Source organism: Dysgonomonas mossii, assembly GCF_004569505.1.
Classification (GTDB): Bacteria; Bacteroidota; Bacteroidia; order Bacteroidales; family Dysgonomonadaceae; genus Dysgonomonas.
In genome coordinates this window covers 247,100-265,485 of the sequence record NZ_SPPK01000003.1, presented here as the reverse complement: position 1 = coordinate 265,485, position 18,386 = coordinate 247,100, and the positions used below count along the sequence as shown (strand labels likewise).

General features: G+C 38.0%; 20 protein-coding genes. 9 read left to right on the top strand and 11 right to left on the bottom strand.

All coding sequences use genetic code 11. From position 1 onward, the window contains the following. Positions 1-11: 11 nt before the first annotated feature. The 3 genes from rpsG to E4T88_RS11085 all read right to left on the bottom strand — a co-directional run bounded on the left by rpsG (position 12) and on the right by E4T88_RS11085 (position 2,930). The gene (rpsG, locus tag E4T88_RS11095; protein WP_006841783.1) at positions 12-488 is read right to left on the bottom strand and encodes a 30S ribosomal protein S7; all 477 of its coding nucleotides are present in this window, start codon (positions 486-488) and stop codon (positions 12-14) included. Positions 489-650: 162 nt separating this feature from the next. Further along, positions 651-1,064, bottom strand: a complete 414-nt coding sequence (rpsL, locus tag E4T88_RS11090; RefSeq protein WP_006841782.1) for a 30S ribosomal protein S12 — start codon at positions 1,062-1,064, stop codon at positions 651-653. A gap of 267 nt (positions 1,065-1,331) precedes the next feature. Continuing rightward, positions 1,332-2,930, bottom strand: a complete 1,599-nt coding sequence (locus E4T88_RS11085) for an aromatic hydrocarbon degradation protein (protein WP_438358876.1) — start codon at positions 2,928-2,930, stop codon at positions 1,332-1,334. A gap of 265 nt (positions 2,931-3,195) precedes the next feature. Between E4T88_RS11085 and E4T88_RS11080 the strand changes: the two genes are divergently transcribed. Together E4T88_RS11080 and E4T88_RS11075 are read left to right on the top strand one after the other, a co-directional pair. After that, positions 3,196-3,699: a hypothetical protein gene (locus E4T88_RS11080; protein WP_135105505.1), complete on the top strand. Its 504-nt coding sequence runs from the start codon at positions 3,196-3,198 to the stop codon at positions 3,697-3,699. Positions 3,700-3,708: 9 nt separating this feature from the next. After that, positions 3,709-5,178 carry an oligosaccharide flippase family protein gene (locus tag E4T88_RS11075; protein WP_135105504.1) on the top strand — a complete coding sequence of 490 codons (1,470 nt, stop codon included), beginning with the start codon at positions 3,709-3,711 and terminating at the stop codon, positions 5,176-5,178. Here the strand turns inward: E4T88_RS11075 and E4T88_RS11070 are convergent, their stop codons facing one another. Together E4T88_RS11070 and E4T88_RS11065 are read right to left on the bottom strand one after the other, a co-directional pair. Then, complete coding sequence (locus E4T88_RS11070) at positions 5,179-5,883, bottom strand: hemerythrin domain-containing protein (RefSeq protein WP_006841778.1); 705 nt, start codon at positions 5,881-5,883, stop codon at positions 5,179-5,181. A gap of 11 nt (positions 5,884-5,894) precedes the next feature. Then, entirely contained in the window at positions 5,895-6,503 is a 609-nt protein-coding gene (locus E4T88_RS11065) for a response regulator transcription factor (protein ID WP_135105503.1), read from the bottom strand. A gap of 163 nt (positions 6,504-6,666) precedes the next feature. Here E4T88_RS11065 and E4T88_RS11060 point away from each other — a divergent pair, with 163 nt between their 5' ends. From E4T88_RS11060 to E4T88_RS11045, 4 genes are all read left to right on the top strand, one after another. After that, a complete protein-coding gene (locus E4T88_RS11060) occupies positions 6,667-7,566 on the top strand; it encodes a DUF2156 domain-containing protein (protein WP_135105502.1) in 900 nt (299 codons plus the stop codon). An 18-nt stretch (positions 7,567-7,584) separates the two neighbouring features. Further along, positions 7,585-8,460, top strand: a complete 876-nt coding sequence (locus tag E4T88_RS11055) for a GNAT family N-acetyltransferase (protein ID WP_135105501.1) — start codon at positions 7,585-7,587, stop codon at positions 8,458-8,460. An 89-nt stretch (positions 8,461-8,549) separates the two neighbouring features. After that, positions 8,550-9,335: a diadenylate cyclase CdaA gene (gene cdaA / locus E4T88_RS11050; RefSeq protein ID WP_006841774.1), complete on the top strand. Its 786-nt coding sequence runs from the start codon at positions 8,550-8,552 to the stop codon at positions 9,333-9,335. Between the two features lie 21 nt (positions 9,336-9,356). Beyond that, positions 9,357-10,994 carry a glycoside hydrolase family 32 protein gene (locus tag E4T88_RS11045; RefSeq protein WP_228093900.1) on the top strand — a complete coding sequence of 546 codons (1,638 nt, stop codon included), beginning with the start codon at positions 9,357-9,359 and terminating at the stop codon, positions 10,992-10,994. 7 nt (positions 10,995-11,001) lie between these two features. Here the strand turns inward: E4T88_RS11045 and bla are convergent, their stop codons facing one another. The 5 genes from bla to E4T88_RS11020 are packed head-to-tail and all read right to left on the bottom strand — an operon-like array spanning position 11,002 to position 14,318. Beyond that, positions 11,002-11,889, bottom strand: a complete 888-nt coding sequence (bla, locus tag E4T88_RS11040) for a class A beta-lactamase, subclass A2 (RefSeq protein WP_228093886.1) — start codon at positions 11,887-11,889, stop codon at positions 11,002-11,004. A gap of 5 nt (positions 11,890-11,894) precedes the next feature. Then, positions 11,895-12,182 (bottom strand): chaperone modulator CbpM, encoded by a 288-nt coding sequence (locus E4T88_RS11035; protein WP_135105498.1) that lies wholly within the window; start codon positions 12,180-12,182, stop codon positions 11,895-11,897. A 17-nt stretch (positions 12,183-12,199) separates the two neighbouring features. After that, complete coding sequence (locus E4T88_RS11030; RefSeq protein ID WP_135105497.1) at positions 12,200-13,120, bottom strand: DnaJ C-terminal domain-containing protein; 921 nt, start codon at positions 13,118-13,120, stop codon at positions 12,200-12,202. Positions 13,121-13,155: 35 nt separating this feature from the next. Then, on the bottom strand, positions 13,156-13,749 hold the full coding sequence (locus E4T88_RS11025; RefSeq protein ID WP_135105496.1) for a 3'-5' exonuclease: 594 nt from the start codon (positions 13,747-13,749) through the stop codon (positions 13,156-13,158). After that, positions 13,743-14,318, bottom strand: a complete 576-nt coding sequence (locus E4T88_RS11020; protein WP_135105495.1) for a DUF5063 domain-containing protein — start codon at positions 14,316-14,318, stop codon at positions 13,743-13,745. Before E4T88_RS11020 ends, E4T88_RS11025 begins: the two co-directional genes overlap by 7 nt. A gap of 356 nt (positions 14,319-14,674) precedes the next feature. On the opposite strand from E4T88_RS11020, the gene E4T88_RS11015 reads away from it, so the two are divergent. From E4T88_RS11015 to folP, 3 genes are all read left to right on the top strand, one after another. Further along, on the top strand, positions 14,675-15,004 hold the full coding sequence (locus E4T88_RS11015) for a zinc ribbon domain-containing protein YjdM (protein WP_135105494.1): 330 nt from the start codon (positions 14,675-14,677) through the stop codon (positions 15,002-15,004). A gap of 117 nt (positions 15,005-15,121) precedes the next feature. Beyond that, entirely contained in the window at positions 15,122-15,946 is an 825-nt protein-coding gene (locus E4T88_RS11010) for an MBL fold metallo-hydrolase (protein WP_135105493.1), read from the top strand. Between the two features lie 146 nt (positions 15,947-16,092). Further along, on the top strand, positions 16,093-16,932 hold the full coding sequence (folP, locus tag E4T88_RS11005) for a dihydropteroate synthase (RefSeq protein WP_135105492.1): 840 nt from the start codon (positions 16,093-16,095) through the stop codon (positions 16,930-16,932). A 22-nt stretch (positions 16,933-16,954) separates the two neighbouring features. On the opposite strand, the gene E4T88_RS11000 is transcribed toward folP, so the two are convergent. Beyond that, the gene (locus E4T88_RS11000; RefSeq protein WP_135105491.1) at positions 16,955-18,340 is read right to left on the bottom strand and encodes an MltF family protein; all 1,386 of its coding nucleotides are present in this window, start codon (positions 18,338-18,340) and stop codon (positions 16,955-16,957) included. Positions 18,341-18,386 lie beyond the last annotated feature (46 nt).

Below are 18,386 nucleotides of genomic sequence, written 5' to 3'. Positions count from 1 at the left end.
CTTCCTTTTTGTTAGAATCTGAAATGAGCGAATGCACGGTTAGCTTCAGCCATTCTATGCATATCTTCTTTTCTTTTGAATGCGCCTCCTTGATTGTTGTATGCATCTGAGATTTCTGCGCCTAATTTGTCTGCCATAGTCTTACCACCTCTCTTGCGAGCATAAAGGATAAGATTTTTCATACAGATAGATTCTTTGCGGTCTGGGCGAATTTCGGTAGGAACCTGAAATGTTGCACCACCTACACGGCGTGACTTCACTTCTACTTGAGGAGTTACGTTATCTAGAGCTGCTTTCCATATCTCGAGAGCAGTTTTTTCGTCGTTTGGTAATTTCTTCTTCACGATCTCCAATGCAGTATAGAAGATATCGAATGCAGTAGATTTTTTACCATCATACATTAAGTGGTTAACAAACTTTGTAACCTTTACATCACCGAAAACAGGATCCGGTAGGATCTGTCTTTTCTTTGGTTTTGCTTTTCTCATTTTTTTACTGAAAAATTTTGTTTTTGTTTTTGGTTGCCAATTTTAGATGCCTTCAAAAGTTCCGCCGAACTATTTACTCAACCTATATATAGCCTATCCAATAAACTTAAACCGTTTTAATACTTAATTAAAAATCTCGGTTAAAGGGATTGCCTCAGGTAATTATTTTTTCTTACCCTTAGCTGCAGCTGCCGCTGGTGCTCCCGGTTTAGGACGTTTTGCTCCGTATTTAGAGCGGCGTTGTGTACGACCATTTACTCCTGCAGTATCCAATGTTCCACGTACAATGTGGTAACGAACACCCGGAAGGTCTTTCACACGACCACCTCTAACAAGTACAATTGAGTGCTCCTGCAAATTGTGACCTTCTCCAGGTATATAAGCATTCACCTCTTTTGAATTTGTTAAACGCACACGTGCTACCTTACGCATCGCTGAGTTAGGTTTCTTAGGAGTTGTTGTATATACACGGATACAAACACCTCTACGTTGAGGACATGCATCCAATGCACGAGACTTACTCTTTTCAACCAAAACCGCCCGTCCTTTTCTTACTAATTGTTGAATTGTAGGCATGTTGTTTTAATCTTTAGAACTTTTTAAATTCAGTTTTTAATTATACATTTAATTAGCAAATAACACAAGAAACGAACACTATTCGAATGACAATCAACACATTGCCATCAGAACAAGCCCTTTTCATGCATTATTCGGGTTGCAAATGTAGACATAATCAGCTAATTACACAAATATTTGAAAAGAAAATTGAACAAAAAAAGCAAGATGGAACTTGAATATTCCATCTTGCCACTAAAATTCCGTAGTTTTTATAAAACGCTTCTGTTAGAATGAAAAGTCCACTCCCGCAGCAAATACCTTGTTGGTACGTGAGAATACGTCTTTTCCAGCAAGATAAGCCTGAGGGTTGGTATTTGGTATTGCAACATATTTTGGATTATCTTTTGTCCAGTCCGAATATGTTGTCCAGAAGTAACCTACATTTATAAGAACGTTTTTGGCAACATTTACAGCACCACCTAAACCTATAGAATATGAATTGATAGAGAAACTTAAATCTCTCTGATACTCATCTTTTACACCATAGCGGGTGATTTGCCCTCCGGCACTTACCAAGAACATGTCGTCTATTTTATATTCGGCTCCAAATAAATATTCATTTGTACCTCCGTTTATATGCTTTTGTTTATCGTCTGCCATTTTAGCATCTGAGTCGAAAAAGTGGTGATAACCAACACTTGCCAATAGTTTCGGGGTAATCTGATAAGAAGCGCCCACTGTGAATAGAGCAGGAATATCGTGAGGAGTATTTACTCCATCTTTAAACAAGCCTGTATCATCAACTTTGGTTTTATTCTCTACGTTGAGAGCTGTACGAAACTCATATTTCATACCGACATTCAAGTTATTATAGCTGAAGTTGAACCCAAGAATAGGAGATATACCCCATCCGGATTGTGATGAATCAAGATTTTTATCAGCTACAGCTTTTGCATTATTTTCATACGCCTGCCCTGCAATTACATATCCAGCCTGAACCTGCTGTATCTGCATTTGATTAAACTGCTCGGCATTGCCAATATTCAATCCAGCCCTTAGTTGGTCGGCCATCGCTTGCGACAGCTTTCCTGCAGTAATCAGTTGCCCCACAGTGTATGCACCGGCTCCACTTTCGATAAAAGGATTCAGATTTGCTGCAGTTCCCTTCGCCAACGAAGCAGCGTCATTAAAAAAGGTCTGAGCAGACATCATGCCTCCTGTAGGATTTAACATCGGGTGTTGAGGGTTAAAAGATATATTTCTCAAATGTCCCTCGTACCTGTTATTTACTATATTAAGACGAAAACCGCCATATACTGAAAACATATTATTGATAGCATAACTTCCTCCGATCTGAGCACCATATATAAATGATGAACCACGCATATATGCATCTACCGAATAGTTATTTGTGGTGATTCCGCTCGCAGCAAGTAAACCGGGCAACATTGATATAGTTGATTCAAAAGAAGGCAACCCATCATTAAATGTAGCCTTACCGCCGCCACCTGTCACTGCAATATTTCCAGAAAGCACCCATTTACCTTTTTTGTATGCAGCCTGAATACTAGGAATGATCGGAGCTGAAGCTGTTCCCTTAAAACTTTTTGTAGCATCGCCACCAAACCCTGCAAATGGAGCAAAAGTGGAAGTTATCGTTCTTGTTTGAAAAGCACTCTGATTGGAAAAAGAAAAATGGAAACCATCGTTAAGTTTTACAAGCCCCGCAGGATTTGTATAAGCGGCGTCTATTTGCACAGATGCGTCACGAGCAACCATTCTGATGAAATGCGCACTCTGATTCGTATTGGTAAGAATACCTCCTGCAAAGACATGCGAGGTACTACACAGGGCTAAAACAGCAATAGCCAATGTCTTCTTCATATTCATTTGATATAATTAATTAAAATTGGGCACAAAGATATAAGGAATCTATTAGTTTCAAAAGAAACCATGTTAAAAATGAACATTATCTTATTGATTATCAAATACATGTTGTCTATGCAACTAATATTTAAAGCTCAGAAATCCGAACATTATTTAAGAACCACAATACATTAACGATGTATTTTATCTTCGTTTGATATTGATATTTAGCGCAAAACAGTAAAAAAATAATAGATTTGCATAATCATTCATCAAAAGTAACATGAACAGATCCGCTCTCTTTCTTGCGCTAAACATAGGGTTAATTACTTGTTTTCTTTCATGCATTAGCGGCAATGTTGAAAAGAAACTTTTTTATGAAGGGGTACTTTTCGAATACCCACATGGCTGGACTGTGGAAACAAACGAATTACCCGGAGAATCATATTCTATAAAAGGAAAAGAAGGAAATAACATTATATTTATAACATTTACAGAAAAAAGCACAGACTTAAAGGAAGTAATAGAAACGCATCAAAAAAATGTAGACAGAACAAAGTTTGAATACTCAGCAGAGAAAATCATTCCATCCAAATTTGGCAAATATGATGCATTATCTTCTGAATTTACGATCGTTAGAGATTCTAAAAAATCTTACGGAAACACGTTCGCTCTTAAAGCAGGAAATATGAGCTATCTAATCATAATACAAAGCGACACGAAAGATAGTCTGAACAAAAGCTTTGAGACGATTAAAAACAGCTTCGAAATAAAGACCAAACCTTAAAGCATAACATTGAGCACGAAATCTTCATATCAACAGATAATAAAGTCTACCTCCATTTTTGGCGGATCTCAGGCATTGATTATTCTCATTGGTATCATCCGAACCAAGATTATTGCCATATTGTTAGGCCCCACGGGGATAGGTATTATCGGCATCTACCAGTCTATCATAGACATGATGCGATCGGGATTCAGCCTCGGACTGGATACTGCGGGAGTAAAAGACATAGCCGAAACCGAAGCCAAAGAAGACCCAAAAACTTTCAATAGAGTGATATCACGCCTTAATATTTGGTTCAAATGGTCGGCAATCATAGGCTCTGTCATTTGCCTCATCTTATGCTATCCGATTAGCCTTTGGGCATTCGACAGCAACAAATATACTCTACCAATTGCAGGTTTGGCTATTTGCGTATTTCTGGCAATACTTACAACAGGCAAATCAACCATATTACAGGGGATGCGTAAAATTCCCGAGATGGCAAAATCTGCTGTATGGGGTAGCTTAATAGGCTTAATTATCACCATTCCTATATATTTTATGTTCGGGCTGGAAGGTATTATCCCTGCTTTTATCGTATCGGGAGGAATATCTTTTCTCTGTGTTGAATTTTATTACAAGAAACAAAGTATAGAGAAAGCTAACATCTCAAATAAAGAAGCTTTCCACGAAGGATTAAACTCTCTAAAACTTGGAATTTATATTGTATCGGCAGGACTTGTAAGTACTGTGAGTATGTTTCTCATCAGAGCATACATCACACGAACCGATGATATTGAAGCGGCCGGACTATTTCAATCGGCATGGACAATAACAAATGTATATCTTGCACTCATACTCAGATCAATGGGATCAGACTTTTATCCTCGTCTTTCGGCAATAGCGAGCGAAAAGGATAAAATGAAAGCACTCATAAATGAACAGAGCTATATCGTACTGATTATTGCTTCTCCTATTGTTATAGGCATGATGCTGTTCTCCGACTTCGCTTTATCAGTACTCTATTCCGGAAAGTTTTCGGGGGCGAATACACTCTTATGCTGGCAAGTAACAGGCTCATTCTTCAAAGTACTAAGCTGGCCAATAGCCTTTATTATGCTCGTGAAAAATAAAGGACTTGTGTTTTTTATGTCAGAAGCCGCATATTATAGCGTATATCTTCTCTCCGCATATATACTCTACCCGCTGTATGGATTAGATGCAACAGGAATCGCATATTTGGCTGCCTATATTGTGTATCTGCCTCTTGTATACATTATCGGACGGAAGCTCTCAGATTTCAAATGGACTAATACGATCATTTCAATGATCCTGATTAATCTAATACTGATTTGCATTACATTCTTTATTGTGATATATATCCCGCAATACAAATATTTGGGAGGGATCACATTATGCGCCTCCGTACTGTATGCCTTCTTCAAATTGAGGAAAGTATTCAACTTAAAAGATTTGGGTAGTTGGTTTAAGAAAGAGTAATTACTTCTTTTTGCGCTCTTTCTCTATTTCTTTTACACGTGGAATAACCAGATTGTCTTCTATAAAGGTATGCGCTTCGAGCTCCTCTTCGGACATATACAATTCGGTAAGAACATTTACCATCAACATCTGGTCTGTCGTACCCGGAACGTACTTTAACAATATCTGTTTCAGGTCATTTATTTTTCCCTCAATATCATTATGCCGTTCTTCAAATATATTGATAGAGTATTGCTTATTGGCATCTTTATCAATCAAAGAGTAGACATAAGGAAAAACAACATCATCCTCATACCTCATATGCTCCAATACTTCTTTGGTATAATTGTCGAAGAAATCAAGAACAACGGTTTGTAATGCTTTGTCTGTTTCGGGGAAAACCAATTCAAGCTTACGGCGAATATTCGGAAGCCTTCTTTCCAGAAAGTAACTGTGTGAATTTTTAAGGTATCTGAGAAACGGAGCAAGAGGCAATTTACTGAACACCTCTTGTATATTGGTTATACATTTATTTGATTGATAGTTTGCAAGGAATAGGAAACAATCTGTATCGAAATCATTTTCTTTACAAACTGCCTCAACACTTTTTTCGCCGAACCCAAGCGAAATATTTAACCGATTGAGCAATAATAATAAGTGGTAGTCGGCATCTATAAGCTCCGACATTTTCATTTTCTTATTAAATATGATTGTTACATTCTGCATTGTGTACAAGTTTATTCGTCTTGATATTTTATTTCCGAAATATCCACTAATTTATTAATTATTGCATATATAGTCAATCCAGAAATACTATGAACTTTCAATTTGCGTGTAATATTTCTGCGGTGCGTAATCGCCGTATGAATAGAGATACTATGATGATCGGCTATTTCTTTATTACTCATGCCCTTTACAACACTTATCAAAATTTCTTTCTCTCTATCACTCAACTCTTCGGTGTCTGACTGTCCTCCCGTTTCCTTCTCAAGACATTTAAGTAAAGTTTCTTCAATTTTCGATTCGGAATCATTTATACGTATAACTGCGTCATAGGAACGATAAAACTGCTCATCAATAAGATTATAAACCAAAGCTATTATTGCTGTCTGTTTATCCAAATTGAGCTGCTGCCGGATATCATGCCTTGATGTATGCCCCAACAACATGGGGTTGATAAGAACAGCATCCGGTTTGAGTATATTTATCTGATAATTTATATCTTCCATTTCTCTCAATTCTACAACTTTACCGACGCTATTTAGCTGAGATAAAACATAAACCAGACCTTTACGAATAATATATGAAGTTTCGGCTACAGCCAGCACTTTCTTCGTTTTAGACATCTTTCGATAGTTTTCTTATATAGAATGATTCTTTATAAGTCACAAATTTCGTGATATTTTATTTTATAAACAAATGTTATATAATATAAATAATCCGGACTTGTGTTTCTAAACAATATTTATAGTAGTTTTGTTTATAGGATTTTTAATACGTTCCTAATTTATGATCAACTTTAAGCAGATTACATTTTCTGATAAAAAAGTAATAGATGCCGCTTTTGCAGGAAACGAATACCGTGCCTGCGACTTTTGTTTTACAAACCTTTACGCATGGAATGCAAAATTCAAAACGGTGTACGCAATAGAACACCGTACAATATTTCTTCGGTTCCAGGATTCCGACGGACAGACATATTATATGATGCCCATCGGAAAAATGCCACTTATAGATGCATTCAAATTAATAGAAGAAGATGCGAAAATAAACAAAATACCATTCCAGATGAAAGGCATCTCGTCTGAAATGTGGGAAAAAATACGCAACGAAATTCCGGGAGAGTTCAGATACCTGCCCGATCGCAACAATGATGAGTATATCTATTTGTCTGAGAAGTTAATTAACCTTTCGGGCAAAAAACTGCAAAGCAAGCGCAATCACATCAACCGATTTAAGGCAGACAACCCCGACTGGGAATATTTTCCTCTGACCTCCAAAAAAGAGCTGGAAGAGTGTGCATATATGCTCGATGAATGGGAAGAAGTAAATACCTCAAAAGCGGATTTCTCTCAACGATACGATTATATCGCAACCAAAATTATGCTCGAAAACTTCGAATATCTGCAACTTCGTGGAGGTGCGATCCGTGTTAATGGAAAGATTGTGGCATTTACGATAGGAGAGCAACTTACAGCTGATACTTTCGTTGTACATGTAGAAAAAGCCTTCAGTGAAGTAAATGGCGCATATACAATTATCAACCAGCAGTTTATAGAGCATGAAGCGTCTGAATACAAATATATCAACAGAGAGGAAGACATGGGCATAACAAACCTTCGTAAAGCAAAAATGTCATATTACCCTGATATATTATTAGAAGAAGGAATTCTTATTCCATTTGTGTAACATTATATTATCGTTCTCATGATACAATTCGCCAATGAGCAAACAGCAGAATTAGTACGTAGTATGTGGAAAATATGCTTCGAGGATACGGACGAGTTTCTCGATATCCTTTTCACATACAAATACAAGCATGAGAATACACTTATATATTTTGAAGAAGGAGAAGCGGTTGCAAGCCTTCAAATGTTGCCGTATACAATAAACTTCTACCGGCAGGAAATTCCTTTTGCATACATGGCAGGACTATGCACATTGCCCGAACACAGAAAAAAAGGCTACATGGCACAGTTACTACATGAAGCGCATAAAGTACTTGCCGAAAGAAATATCCCTCTTGCAATACTGATTCCTGCGGAAGAATGGCTGTATGACTTTTATAAGAAATACGAATATGAACAAGTATTTGATAAGGGAGAAAATATTATTCCTATCAAAGAAATACTAGATACATATTCCGATAATATCGATATGGCTTATCAAACGTTCGATCAATTATTCAGATTCAGAGACTTTTGTGTGCAAAAAAACAGAAATGACTTTGAAGCTATAGCCAAGGAGTACAAACTGGACGGATACCCCGAAAAGAAGAATCTACCCGGCATGGCACGTGTGATAGAGGCGTGGACTCTTTTAGACCTATATGCAAAAGACAATCTATCTAAGAAATTCAGAATAAAAGTAACGGATTATTCGCAGGAAGATACTCCTCAAATATATTCAATAGACTGCGGAAATGTAGAGTTGATATTAGAATCGGAAGACTCTTTTGATATAGAAACAGACGTACGATTGCTGTGCAGGCTCTTGTTTGGATACAAGGTTCATGAGCTTGACGAAAAGCAGCAACGATTCTTTGAAGACCATCAGCCTGTTATGAATCTGATGTTGGAATAAAAGATTTTTTAAGAAGACTGATGTCTTTTCTGAATTATCTATCGAAGAAATAACTTATCTTTGAATTTTAGTAATATAGTATCGCATATATGCTCGAAAACTTTGGAATAAAAGATATAATTGATATACTATTGGTAGCTACAGTAATGTACCAATTATATAGGATTGTCTCCAAATCGGGCACAGGAGCCATATTCAATGGTGTATTGGCTTTCATGATCTTATGGATACTTGTATCTAAAGTTCTGGAAATGCGCCTTATGGGTGCTATCCTCGACAAATTTGTCGATATTGGACTCATCGTACTCATCATTATCTTCCAAGATGAAATCCGACGTTTTTTGATGACGCTCGGCTCCAATCGCACATTCCGTTTCTTTGCTCGGTTCTTCAGTTCAAAAGAACGTGGAGGCCTCTCAGAGCCTGTTATTACCTCTCTTGTTTTAGCATGTATGAATATGGCCAAAACATATACAGGGGCACTTATTGTTATCGAACAGGAGATTAAGTTAGGACAATATGAAGAAACAGGCGAAGTCTTAGATGCCGAGATCAGTACCCGTTTGATAGAAAATATATTCTTTAAAAACACGCCTTTACACGACGGGGCTTTAATTATCTCAGGAAACAAAATTAAAGCAGCCGGATGTATCCTTCCTATTTCCCAGAATCAGGAGATACCCAAATCTCTCGGATTAAGACACCGGGCAGCCCTCGGCATATCGCAAGAAACGGACGCCAAAGCGATTGTCATATCAGAAGAAAGGGGTAAAATATCCTTTGTAAGCGAAGGGAAAATACAAACGAATATATCACCCGAAAGGCTGCAAGAACTTCTCACTGAAACTATTTTGGTAAAAAAGAAGAAAACATAAACGATCGGATATACCATGAAAATGCCCATTAAAAATTTATTATTCCTACACGTTTCACTTCTATTTTGTTTTTCTTTATCTGCCGGAAACATTCCGATAAAGATAACGAAGCAATACTTGAACCTACCTGTTTCGCAGAAAGCAGAAAGAAAAAGAATGAGTTTTAATGTAGATGGAAAAGAGGACAGATCATTCGTAATACGCCTATCTGCCAATCCAGATTATTGGGTATTTTGCGATGTGAGTGCTTATAAGGGTAAGACTATAAACATCAGCTATGAAGGTGATCCATCAGGATTAAGCAAAATCTATCAGGATGACAGAATAGAAGGGCATGAAAACCTATATAAAGAAAAGAACCGTCCGCAATTTCACTTCACTACTCAACGAGGGTGGATAAACGATCCCAATGGATTGATATACTACGATGGTGAATACCATCTTTTCTATCAACATAATCCTTACGAACGTGAATGGGAAAACATGCATTGGGGACATGCCGTAAGCAAAGACCTGATACATTGGCAAGAATTACCCGAAGCACTATATCCCGATCATTTGGGCACAATGTTCTCCGGCTCAACAATCATTGATTATGATAATACAGCGGGATATAACAAGAAAGACAATCCTGCGATGATAGCCTTTTATACAGCAGATAGCTCTGAAAAGCAAGTACAATGCATGGCTTACAGTCTCGACAAAGGGCGTACATGGACAAAATATGACAAAAACCCGCTTATAGACTCAAAAGACAAATGGAATAGCAAAGATACACGCGACCCGAAAGTTTTTTGGTATGCTCCGTCAAAACATTGGGTAATGGTACTGAATGAAAGAGACGGGCACTCAATATACACGTCTAAAAATCTGAAAGATTGGAATTATGAGAGCCACGTTACAGGATTTTGGGAATGCCCCGAACTATTTGAGTTATCGATAGACGGGAACAAAAACAATACCAAATGGGTAATGTATGGAGCTTCAGGAACATATATGCTAGGCTCTTTTGACGGAAAGAGATTCACGCCTGAAGCTGGCAAATATTATTATACTTCGGGATCAATTTATGCTGCACAAACATTTACAAACATCCCCGACAGTGATGGCAGACGCATACAAATAGGATGGGGGCGTATAAATCAACCCGATATGCCATTCAATGGAATGATGCTACTCCCTACCGAGCTAACTCTAAAAACCACGAAAGACGGCGTAAGGTTGATAAACAATCCGATAAAAGAGACAGAACAATTATTTACCCCTATTCAAAAATGGAGCAATCTGAAATCGGATGACGCCAACAACAAGATGAAAGAGTTCTACAACTCAGATTGCCTGCGCATCAAAACAACAATTAAGCTATCACACGCCACAGATGCAGGGCTCAACCTATTTGGTCAGCGCTTGATAAATTATGATATAAATGGAAACATGCTGAACGGAATGTTCTATTCGCCACAAGACATGACGAGTATGGAACTTTCAGCTGATATTTATATCGATCGCACATCTGTAGAAGTATTTATCGAGGGAGGAATATTCTCATATTCGATGGAACGCAAACCCGATAGCAATAATACAGAAAGGTTCCACTTCTGGGGGAACAATATCGAGGTCAAAAATCTGGAGGTATATTCATCAAAATCGATTTGGTAAAATCCGGCTATTTCTGTTCTAGAAGAGAATCATACACTGCTTTTGAGATTTGAGCAATTATACCGCAGTTCACATCATTGCTTTCCATAGAGTCAGCAACAAATACAACCAAAGAATAATATCGACCATCAGGCAATTGTATGATTGCAATATCGTTTTCCGCGGCCTTCAACCCTTCGGCATTACGAAACGAGCTCCCTGTTTTGTGTGCGACGAATGTCCCTTCGGGAAGCAATGCTTTTATTTTATTTCCACCTGTAGTAGTCCCAGCCAGCGCATCCCATAAGAAATCGTGGAAAGGCTGGGGTAAAATATCGTGTGTTCTAAATATTTCTAAAGCTTGTGCAGCAGTATAGGGGGTAGACCAGTTAGTATACTGTACTTCCCAAGGTCCGTGCATTTCTTCTTCTGTGGCAGCAATGGCAAACTCAGAAAGGCCAAGACCTCTTATATATCTATCCACTACAGCTGTACCTCCTACCAAGCGAAACAGGATATCGCATCCATTATTATCGCTCTTAGATACTGTATATCTGATAATATCAGCAACAGAGAGATACATCTCTCCCTGCGGATAATCGTCCCTTAACGGGCTGTGAGTATTGGGGAGTAAGTCTCCCTTCTTTACATACAACTGATGATCCAGAGTGAGATTATTCTTATTTAAATAATCTAATACAGCCAATGCTAAATGAAACTTGTATACACTTTGGGTTGGATAACGAAAATTATTATTGATAGTCAACGTGTCTTTTCCATCTACAATAATAGCAACACCAACTGTAGCATCTTTACCCTGAATTATTTTTTGAATCTTGTTTCTCAAAACCTCATTTTGTGAAAACATAGGAAAAGTAACCACTATGGCTGAAAAAAGAAATAAAAGTTTCTTCATAAATATTAATCTATCAAACGCAATTGTTCTTTTAGTCGTAAAATTTCGTCCTGCATCGTATCTATCTTATCCAAAAGGTTTTGAATAACATCAATCCCCGCCACATTAATTGACAGGTCGTAGTACCAACGTACATACTGATCTAAGTGTCTCAACTGCGAAATATGTATATACCGCTCGTTATCAACAATACTTATCTGTATCAGTCCTTCATTTTCAAGCTGCACAATAAAATCGGGCTCTACTTGGTTTTGAATACAATATTCGTGTATAATAATCAGTTCTGAATTCATAACTGTGGCGCTTTAAATTAAGACTTTGCTAACTTTTCGAACAGTTCCCTCTGTTCTGCATTCAGATTGGTCGGGATTTTCACCGTATAGGTAATAATCAGATCTCCAAAATGTCCATCCTTTTTATATACAGGAAAACCTTTCCCTTTTAGACGAACTTTTGTTCCATTCTGAGTTCCGGCGGCAACTTTCAATTTTACTTTTCCTGTAAAAGTGTCTACCGTTTCCTCTCCTCCAAGCACAGCTGTGTACAAGCTTAGATCTGCATTCGTATACAAGTCATTCCCCACTCTTTTGAATTTCGGATCTTCTTGTATCACGAACGTAATATACAGATCGCCGTTAGGACCTCCATTTCTACCGGGAGCTCCTTGTCCTGCCAGCTTTATTACTTGTCCGTCTGCTACCCCTGCCGGAATTGTTATCCGTAAATTTTTTCCATTAAGAGTCAAAGTCTGTTTATGGGTTTCAGAGGCATCACGCAAACTTAAATGAAGTTCCGTAGTATAATCTTGCCCCCTAAATGCGCTTGTCCGAGAACCTCTGGATGCGCCCCTACCACCGAACAGAGACTCAAAAAAGTCAGAAAACCCTCCTTCGTCTTCACCGCTAAAGCTATATGTTCTTCCGCCAAAGTCGCCACCAAAGCTGCTATAATCAGCAAAACCTCCATTCTGAGCTTGTTGCTGACGTGCTTTTTCAAATTCTTCGGCATGCTTCCAGTTCTCTCCGTACTCGTCATACTTTTTACGTTTTTCGGGGTCGGACAGAACTTCATTCGCCTCGTTTATCTGCTGAAACTTCTTCTTTGCTTCCTCATCATTAGGATTTATGTCAGGGTGATATTTACGGGCTAACTTTCGGTAAGCCTTTTTTATATCATCGCCACTGGCAGTTTTAGATACACCTAAAATGCTGTAATAATCTATAAATGCCATATATTTTTGAATTATGAGTCAGAAGCATCAGAATATCAACTCCTGACCGAATTTATTTTTTCTTTGTTTTTAAGTTCGTTATATATCCTCAGACAAGCCCATGCATCAAGTGCAGCATACATTTTCTGTGAGTCAGAAAGGACATCTACTTCCCAGTTTGACAGGCGTTGCCCTTTTGATATTCTCTTTTCAAAAAGTATGCCATAAATACGCTGTAAGCCATTGTCTTCTATCCCGTAATCTTTAACAAAAGACTGTAATTCGACGAAGTTAGCCGGAGCCAAACTCATCCGCTTGTGTATCGCCGAAAAATCATCTTTCAGCGACAGCCCGATCTTCTTAACGACAGGATTGACAAGAAGTTCTGCCAGACAAGCAGGAAACCCGATGAGATTGAGCCGGAATAAGAAACAGGTATCGATTGTAGACAACTGCATAAGTGCTATCTGATGCGTCACTCCCTTACGAAAAGCAGGGCGGGTCTCTGTGTCAAATCCGATAGCCTCACATTTGCTAAGATAGTCACATGCTTTCTTCGCCTCGGTTTCTTCTTGTATTACGATTATTCTACCCGGAAAAACTTCCTGTGCATAAGTAGACAATTCAGCTTTGGATATAGTGTTTACCATAATTCATTTGTATCAGCAGATTCGAGATCTTCATCAAGGTTATCATTTACTATCGTATATTTGAGTGAGTGCAAAGCTCTCAAAACATTTACCAGCTTCTGCCCCCAATATGACTTAAAATTCTCTATACAGAAATATAGCGCATCATTCATATTGTCTGTAACACCTCTTTCAAAAACCGTAATGAAGTTCTTCAAATCCTGATAGATATCCGAGAGATCTTCGCTTATACTGGCAGTAATAGGAGTGTCGCTATATTTCATATCCTGAAGAAAAACTTCAAGATACGCATCATTATTCTGAAATACATCATATAGCTTTGAAGAAATATAGCTATAATCTCCCTCCGTTACTGTTATCTCAGGTTCCTCGTCTTCATTTATGATATCTGTCTCGGGTACAAGAGAAGCTTTTAAGTAAAGCAGTGGAAGAAGCTTTGTAAGCTTATCTATCAACTCCGCTTCGTTTACATCTTCAAAGCTTTCAAAATAGCCACAATATTGTACTGCGACTGTTACAAATTCAATTGTATCACGAGAATAAACGATCTCTTTTAATTGGTTCTCCATTGTATATTTTAATTTTTCTGCCGTTTTACCGGCTCAATATATATTATCTAAATTATATTCTGATCTACACAAAACAGGTCGTTGATTTTTCTTTAAGTAACAAATTTAACCTATTATTTTGTTAACTGTATTGTTCGGATAATATATTTTATTATCACTAAACATTCATTAAGCAATATCAATAAATCCCTTATCCTTGCCAATCATCCCCCGTTTCTACTCCTTATTTGGATGCACTTGCTATTTACCTTATCTTTGCACCTTATTTCAAATAATTAGTAAATATATTATATTCTATATTTCTTACCGAAAAAGAGTATAATTCATTTTTTTAACACTATAAAAATTAGCACGAAATGGGAGATACTCCAAATTGCCCTGCATGCAGCATGGAAAATACATATTTTGATGGTACTATGTTCATTTGTCCCGACTGTTTTCATGAATGGACAGGCGAAGCAAAAGCAGAATCAGACGATATGACACCACGAGACAGCAACGGCGCAGAGCTACAAGACGGAGATGCGGTTACAGTAATCAAAGATCTGAAAGTAAAAGGGTCATCGATGGTAATAAAAAGAGGTACGAAGGTAAAAAGTATCCGCCTTACAGAAGAACCCACTGAAGTAGATTGTAAGATAGACGGATCGAGCATTGTACTTAAAACATGCTTCCTGAAGAAATAAGACCCTGCTAGACCTTCGGGTATTAAAATAAATAAAAGATATTTTTTTCTTTACATCTATTTTTTAACCTAATATAAGTCTTTTTTATAGGGAGGACTATATAACTTTGCATTCATTATGCAGTACAGCCTATTCCCTCAATATAAATATAAATTTTTCAGCCTGGGTAGTGGTAGCAGTGGTAATTGCTACTATCTGGGAACGAGTGAATATGGTGTACTCATCGATGCCGGCATAGGGATACGTTCGATACAAAAAGCCCTTCGCGAATACGGTGTCTCATTCGATAAAATCATAGCCGTATTGGTAACCCACGATCATGCCGATCACATCAAAACAGTGGGATGCCTGGGTGACAAATACAACATCCCTGTTTATGCAACGGAAACCGTACATAACGGTATATTAAGAAACAGAGCTGTACGAGCAAGCTTGGTGCACTCAAGAAAGATTATAGAAAAAGAACAAGCATTTTCTATCAGGGAATTTCAAATAACCGCCTTTGACGTTCCTCATGACAGTATAGAAAACGTAGGTTATCACATTGAGTTCGACGAGCAGACGTTTGTATTAGTAACAGATATCGGACGAATTACCGATACAATAAAAGAATATGCCGCGAAGGCAAATCACCTGGTAATTGAGGCCAACTACGACGAATATATGCTTCAGGCGGGTAAATATCCTTACTATCTGAAACAACGTATAGGCAATGGAATGGGGCATCTTAGCAACCGTTTATCTGCCCAGTTTATTGCAAGTATATACAGCGAAAATCTTCAAAATATCTGGCTTTGCCACCTCAGCCAAGATAATAATCACCCCGAAATAGCTTTTAAAGCCGTGGAACAAGCCCTCTATGACAATGGAGTGGTAGTAGGCAAGAACGTAAAATTAGAAACACTGAGCCGCTATAAAGTGTCGGGATTGAGAGAGTTTTAAGAGACATCTCGCTCACGTTGAACATCACAAGAAATATAACCTCTTTATTTTATTGAAGACTCGGCTTCAAATATCGAAAAAGTAAGATAGCAATAATCGCAGAAAATCTCTTACTTTTGTTACTTCTTAGTAAAAGGGAGAATTGCATGAAAACAATTAATATAAAAGGAGAATTGCTAGAACTGTCGCAACCTTTTGTGATGGGGATATTGAATATTACTCCTGATTCATTTTTTGCAGAGAGCCGCAAGCAGGGTGAACAAGAAATTGTTGCCCGTGTAGCAGAAATATTAACACAAGGAGGCAAAATTGTGGATATAGGAGCACAGTCTACACGCCCTTCGTCTACATTATTGTCATCAAAAGAGGAGATAGAACGCCTAAAACCGGCACTGAATATTATAAATAAGGAATTCCCCGACGCTATTCTCTCGGTTGACACATTCTATAGCGACGTCGCTCGTTTTTGTGTAGAAGAACATGGCGTTGATATTATAAATGATATATCGGGAGGTGAAATGGACAAAAATATGTTCGACACCGTTGCTTCGCTCAATGTCCCTTATATACTTATGCACATGCGAGACACACCTCAAACAATGAGCCAATTGACAGATTACGACAATCTGATTCAAGATATTTTTTACTACTTCTCTAAAAAAATAGCCGAGCTACACCTCAAAGGCGTAAACGATATTATAATAGATCCGGGTTTTGGATTCAGTAAAACCATCGACCAGAATTATGAGTTGATGGCTTCATTGAAAGGCTTCTCTATTTTTGAGCTTCCTTTACTTGTTGGTATTTCAAGAAAGAAAATGATCTACAATTTAATAGACTCAACAGCCGAAGAAAGCCTTAATGGCACATCCATACTAAACACTTTCGCCCTACAGAACGGGGCTGACATCTTACGTGTGCACGATGTAAAAGAAGCTGTAGAAGCAGTAAAAATCACTGAAAAACTAAAAGGGTACAGCTTATAGCAAATACCCTTTTCTGATTTTATTATTTTGGACTTATCCTTTTGAAACGTTCCATTGTTCTCAATACATCATTCACATAACGTGTCGTTTGTCCGGCTCTGAAGTATCCACTTTTACATACAGGGTCGTTATAATATTCGGGATTTCCTTTCAACTCCAAATATTTTTTCACATTCCCTTCCCATATATAAGGGTTAGCGCCATATTTTTGAGCCAGAGCCTGCGCATCATTTATATGCCCATTTCCTCCATTATAAGCCGCAAGCAAGAACTTTTCCCGCTCCTCTATGCTACTTACTTTACCAAATATCTTGTCTAGCCTGTCGAGTAGCTCTACGGCAGCACCTATACTTAAATCGGGATTCATCCGGTCTTCACTTTTCAGACCAAGAGACGCTGCTGTGCGTGGCATCAATCCCATTATTCCGGCAGCTCCCGCCCATGAAGTAAGATTATTTTGAAAACGAGACTCATGATAGCATATCGCTGCCAAAAAACGCCAATCGTACTTTGTTCCTTTAGCATGCTTTTTAAACAGTTCGTCGTAAATGGAAATTGCGCCCTTAGGTAAATTCTTCGGGATTTCATACTCACCCTCGAAAGTCTGCTTACTCAGCTCGAAATACTTTTTAGTAATTCCTTTATAAACAGGAGTATTCCCATTCTCCTGGAACCATTCATTTAATGCTTTTGCCAACTGGGGAGAATCTTTCCGCACAGCCCATGATGAGCGTTGGTCGAAACTGATCTGAAGCGATATATCTATATTCCGATAATATGTTTTGTTCAACTTGGCAATATATTCATCACAGATTGTATATTTTATCTTTCCTTGAGATACCATTTCGATGAGGTCTTCACTGGTAATCGTATCCTCATTTACAGGATGAATGTTGATACCTCCTCCCAGTTCGGAATTCAGATTCAGCAAGCGTTGATAATATTTTGTGTTGTCTTCCACATAGACCTCTTTGCCAATCAAGCCTGTTACATCTTTTATTATAGTATCTCCCTTATTTGCCTGTTGAATTAATACCTGATGAGTTATTTGTTGCAGTCCGCAATATAGGATAGAATCTTTAAGTCCCGTCTGTATAGGTACAGCATAGGCGATGAGGTCGCCTTCACCATTATTCAGCATCTCCACAAGCTTGTTGGTATTCTCCGCTACCTTTACTTTCAATGTCAGCCCATAGTGGTCGCAAAAATCCTGAGCGAGGTCATAGTCATACCCCATAGGCTCTTCTTTGTATATAAAGTAAGATGTAGAGGTGTTGAGCGTAATAATGGTTAGTTCCTTCTTTTGTTTGATCTGCTCAAAATCATAGGGAGTCTTCTGTTCTTTCTTTTTACAGGCCGAAAAGAGACAAAGAACTATCAGTACATATATACAACAGAATTTTCTCATGTTTTTATCAGTTGAGATTTAGGTATTATATATAATTAATCTTATT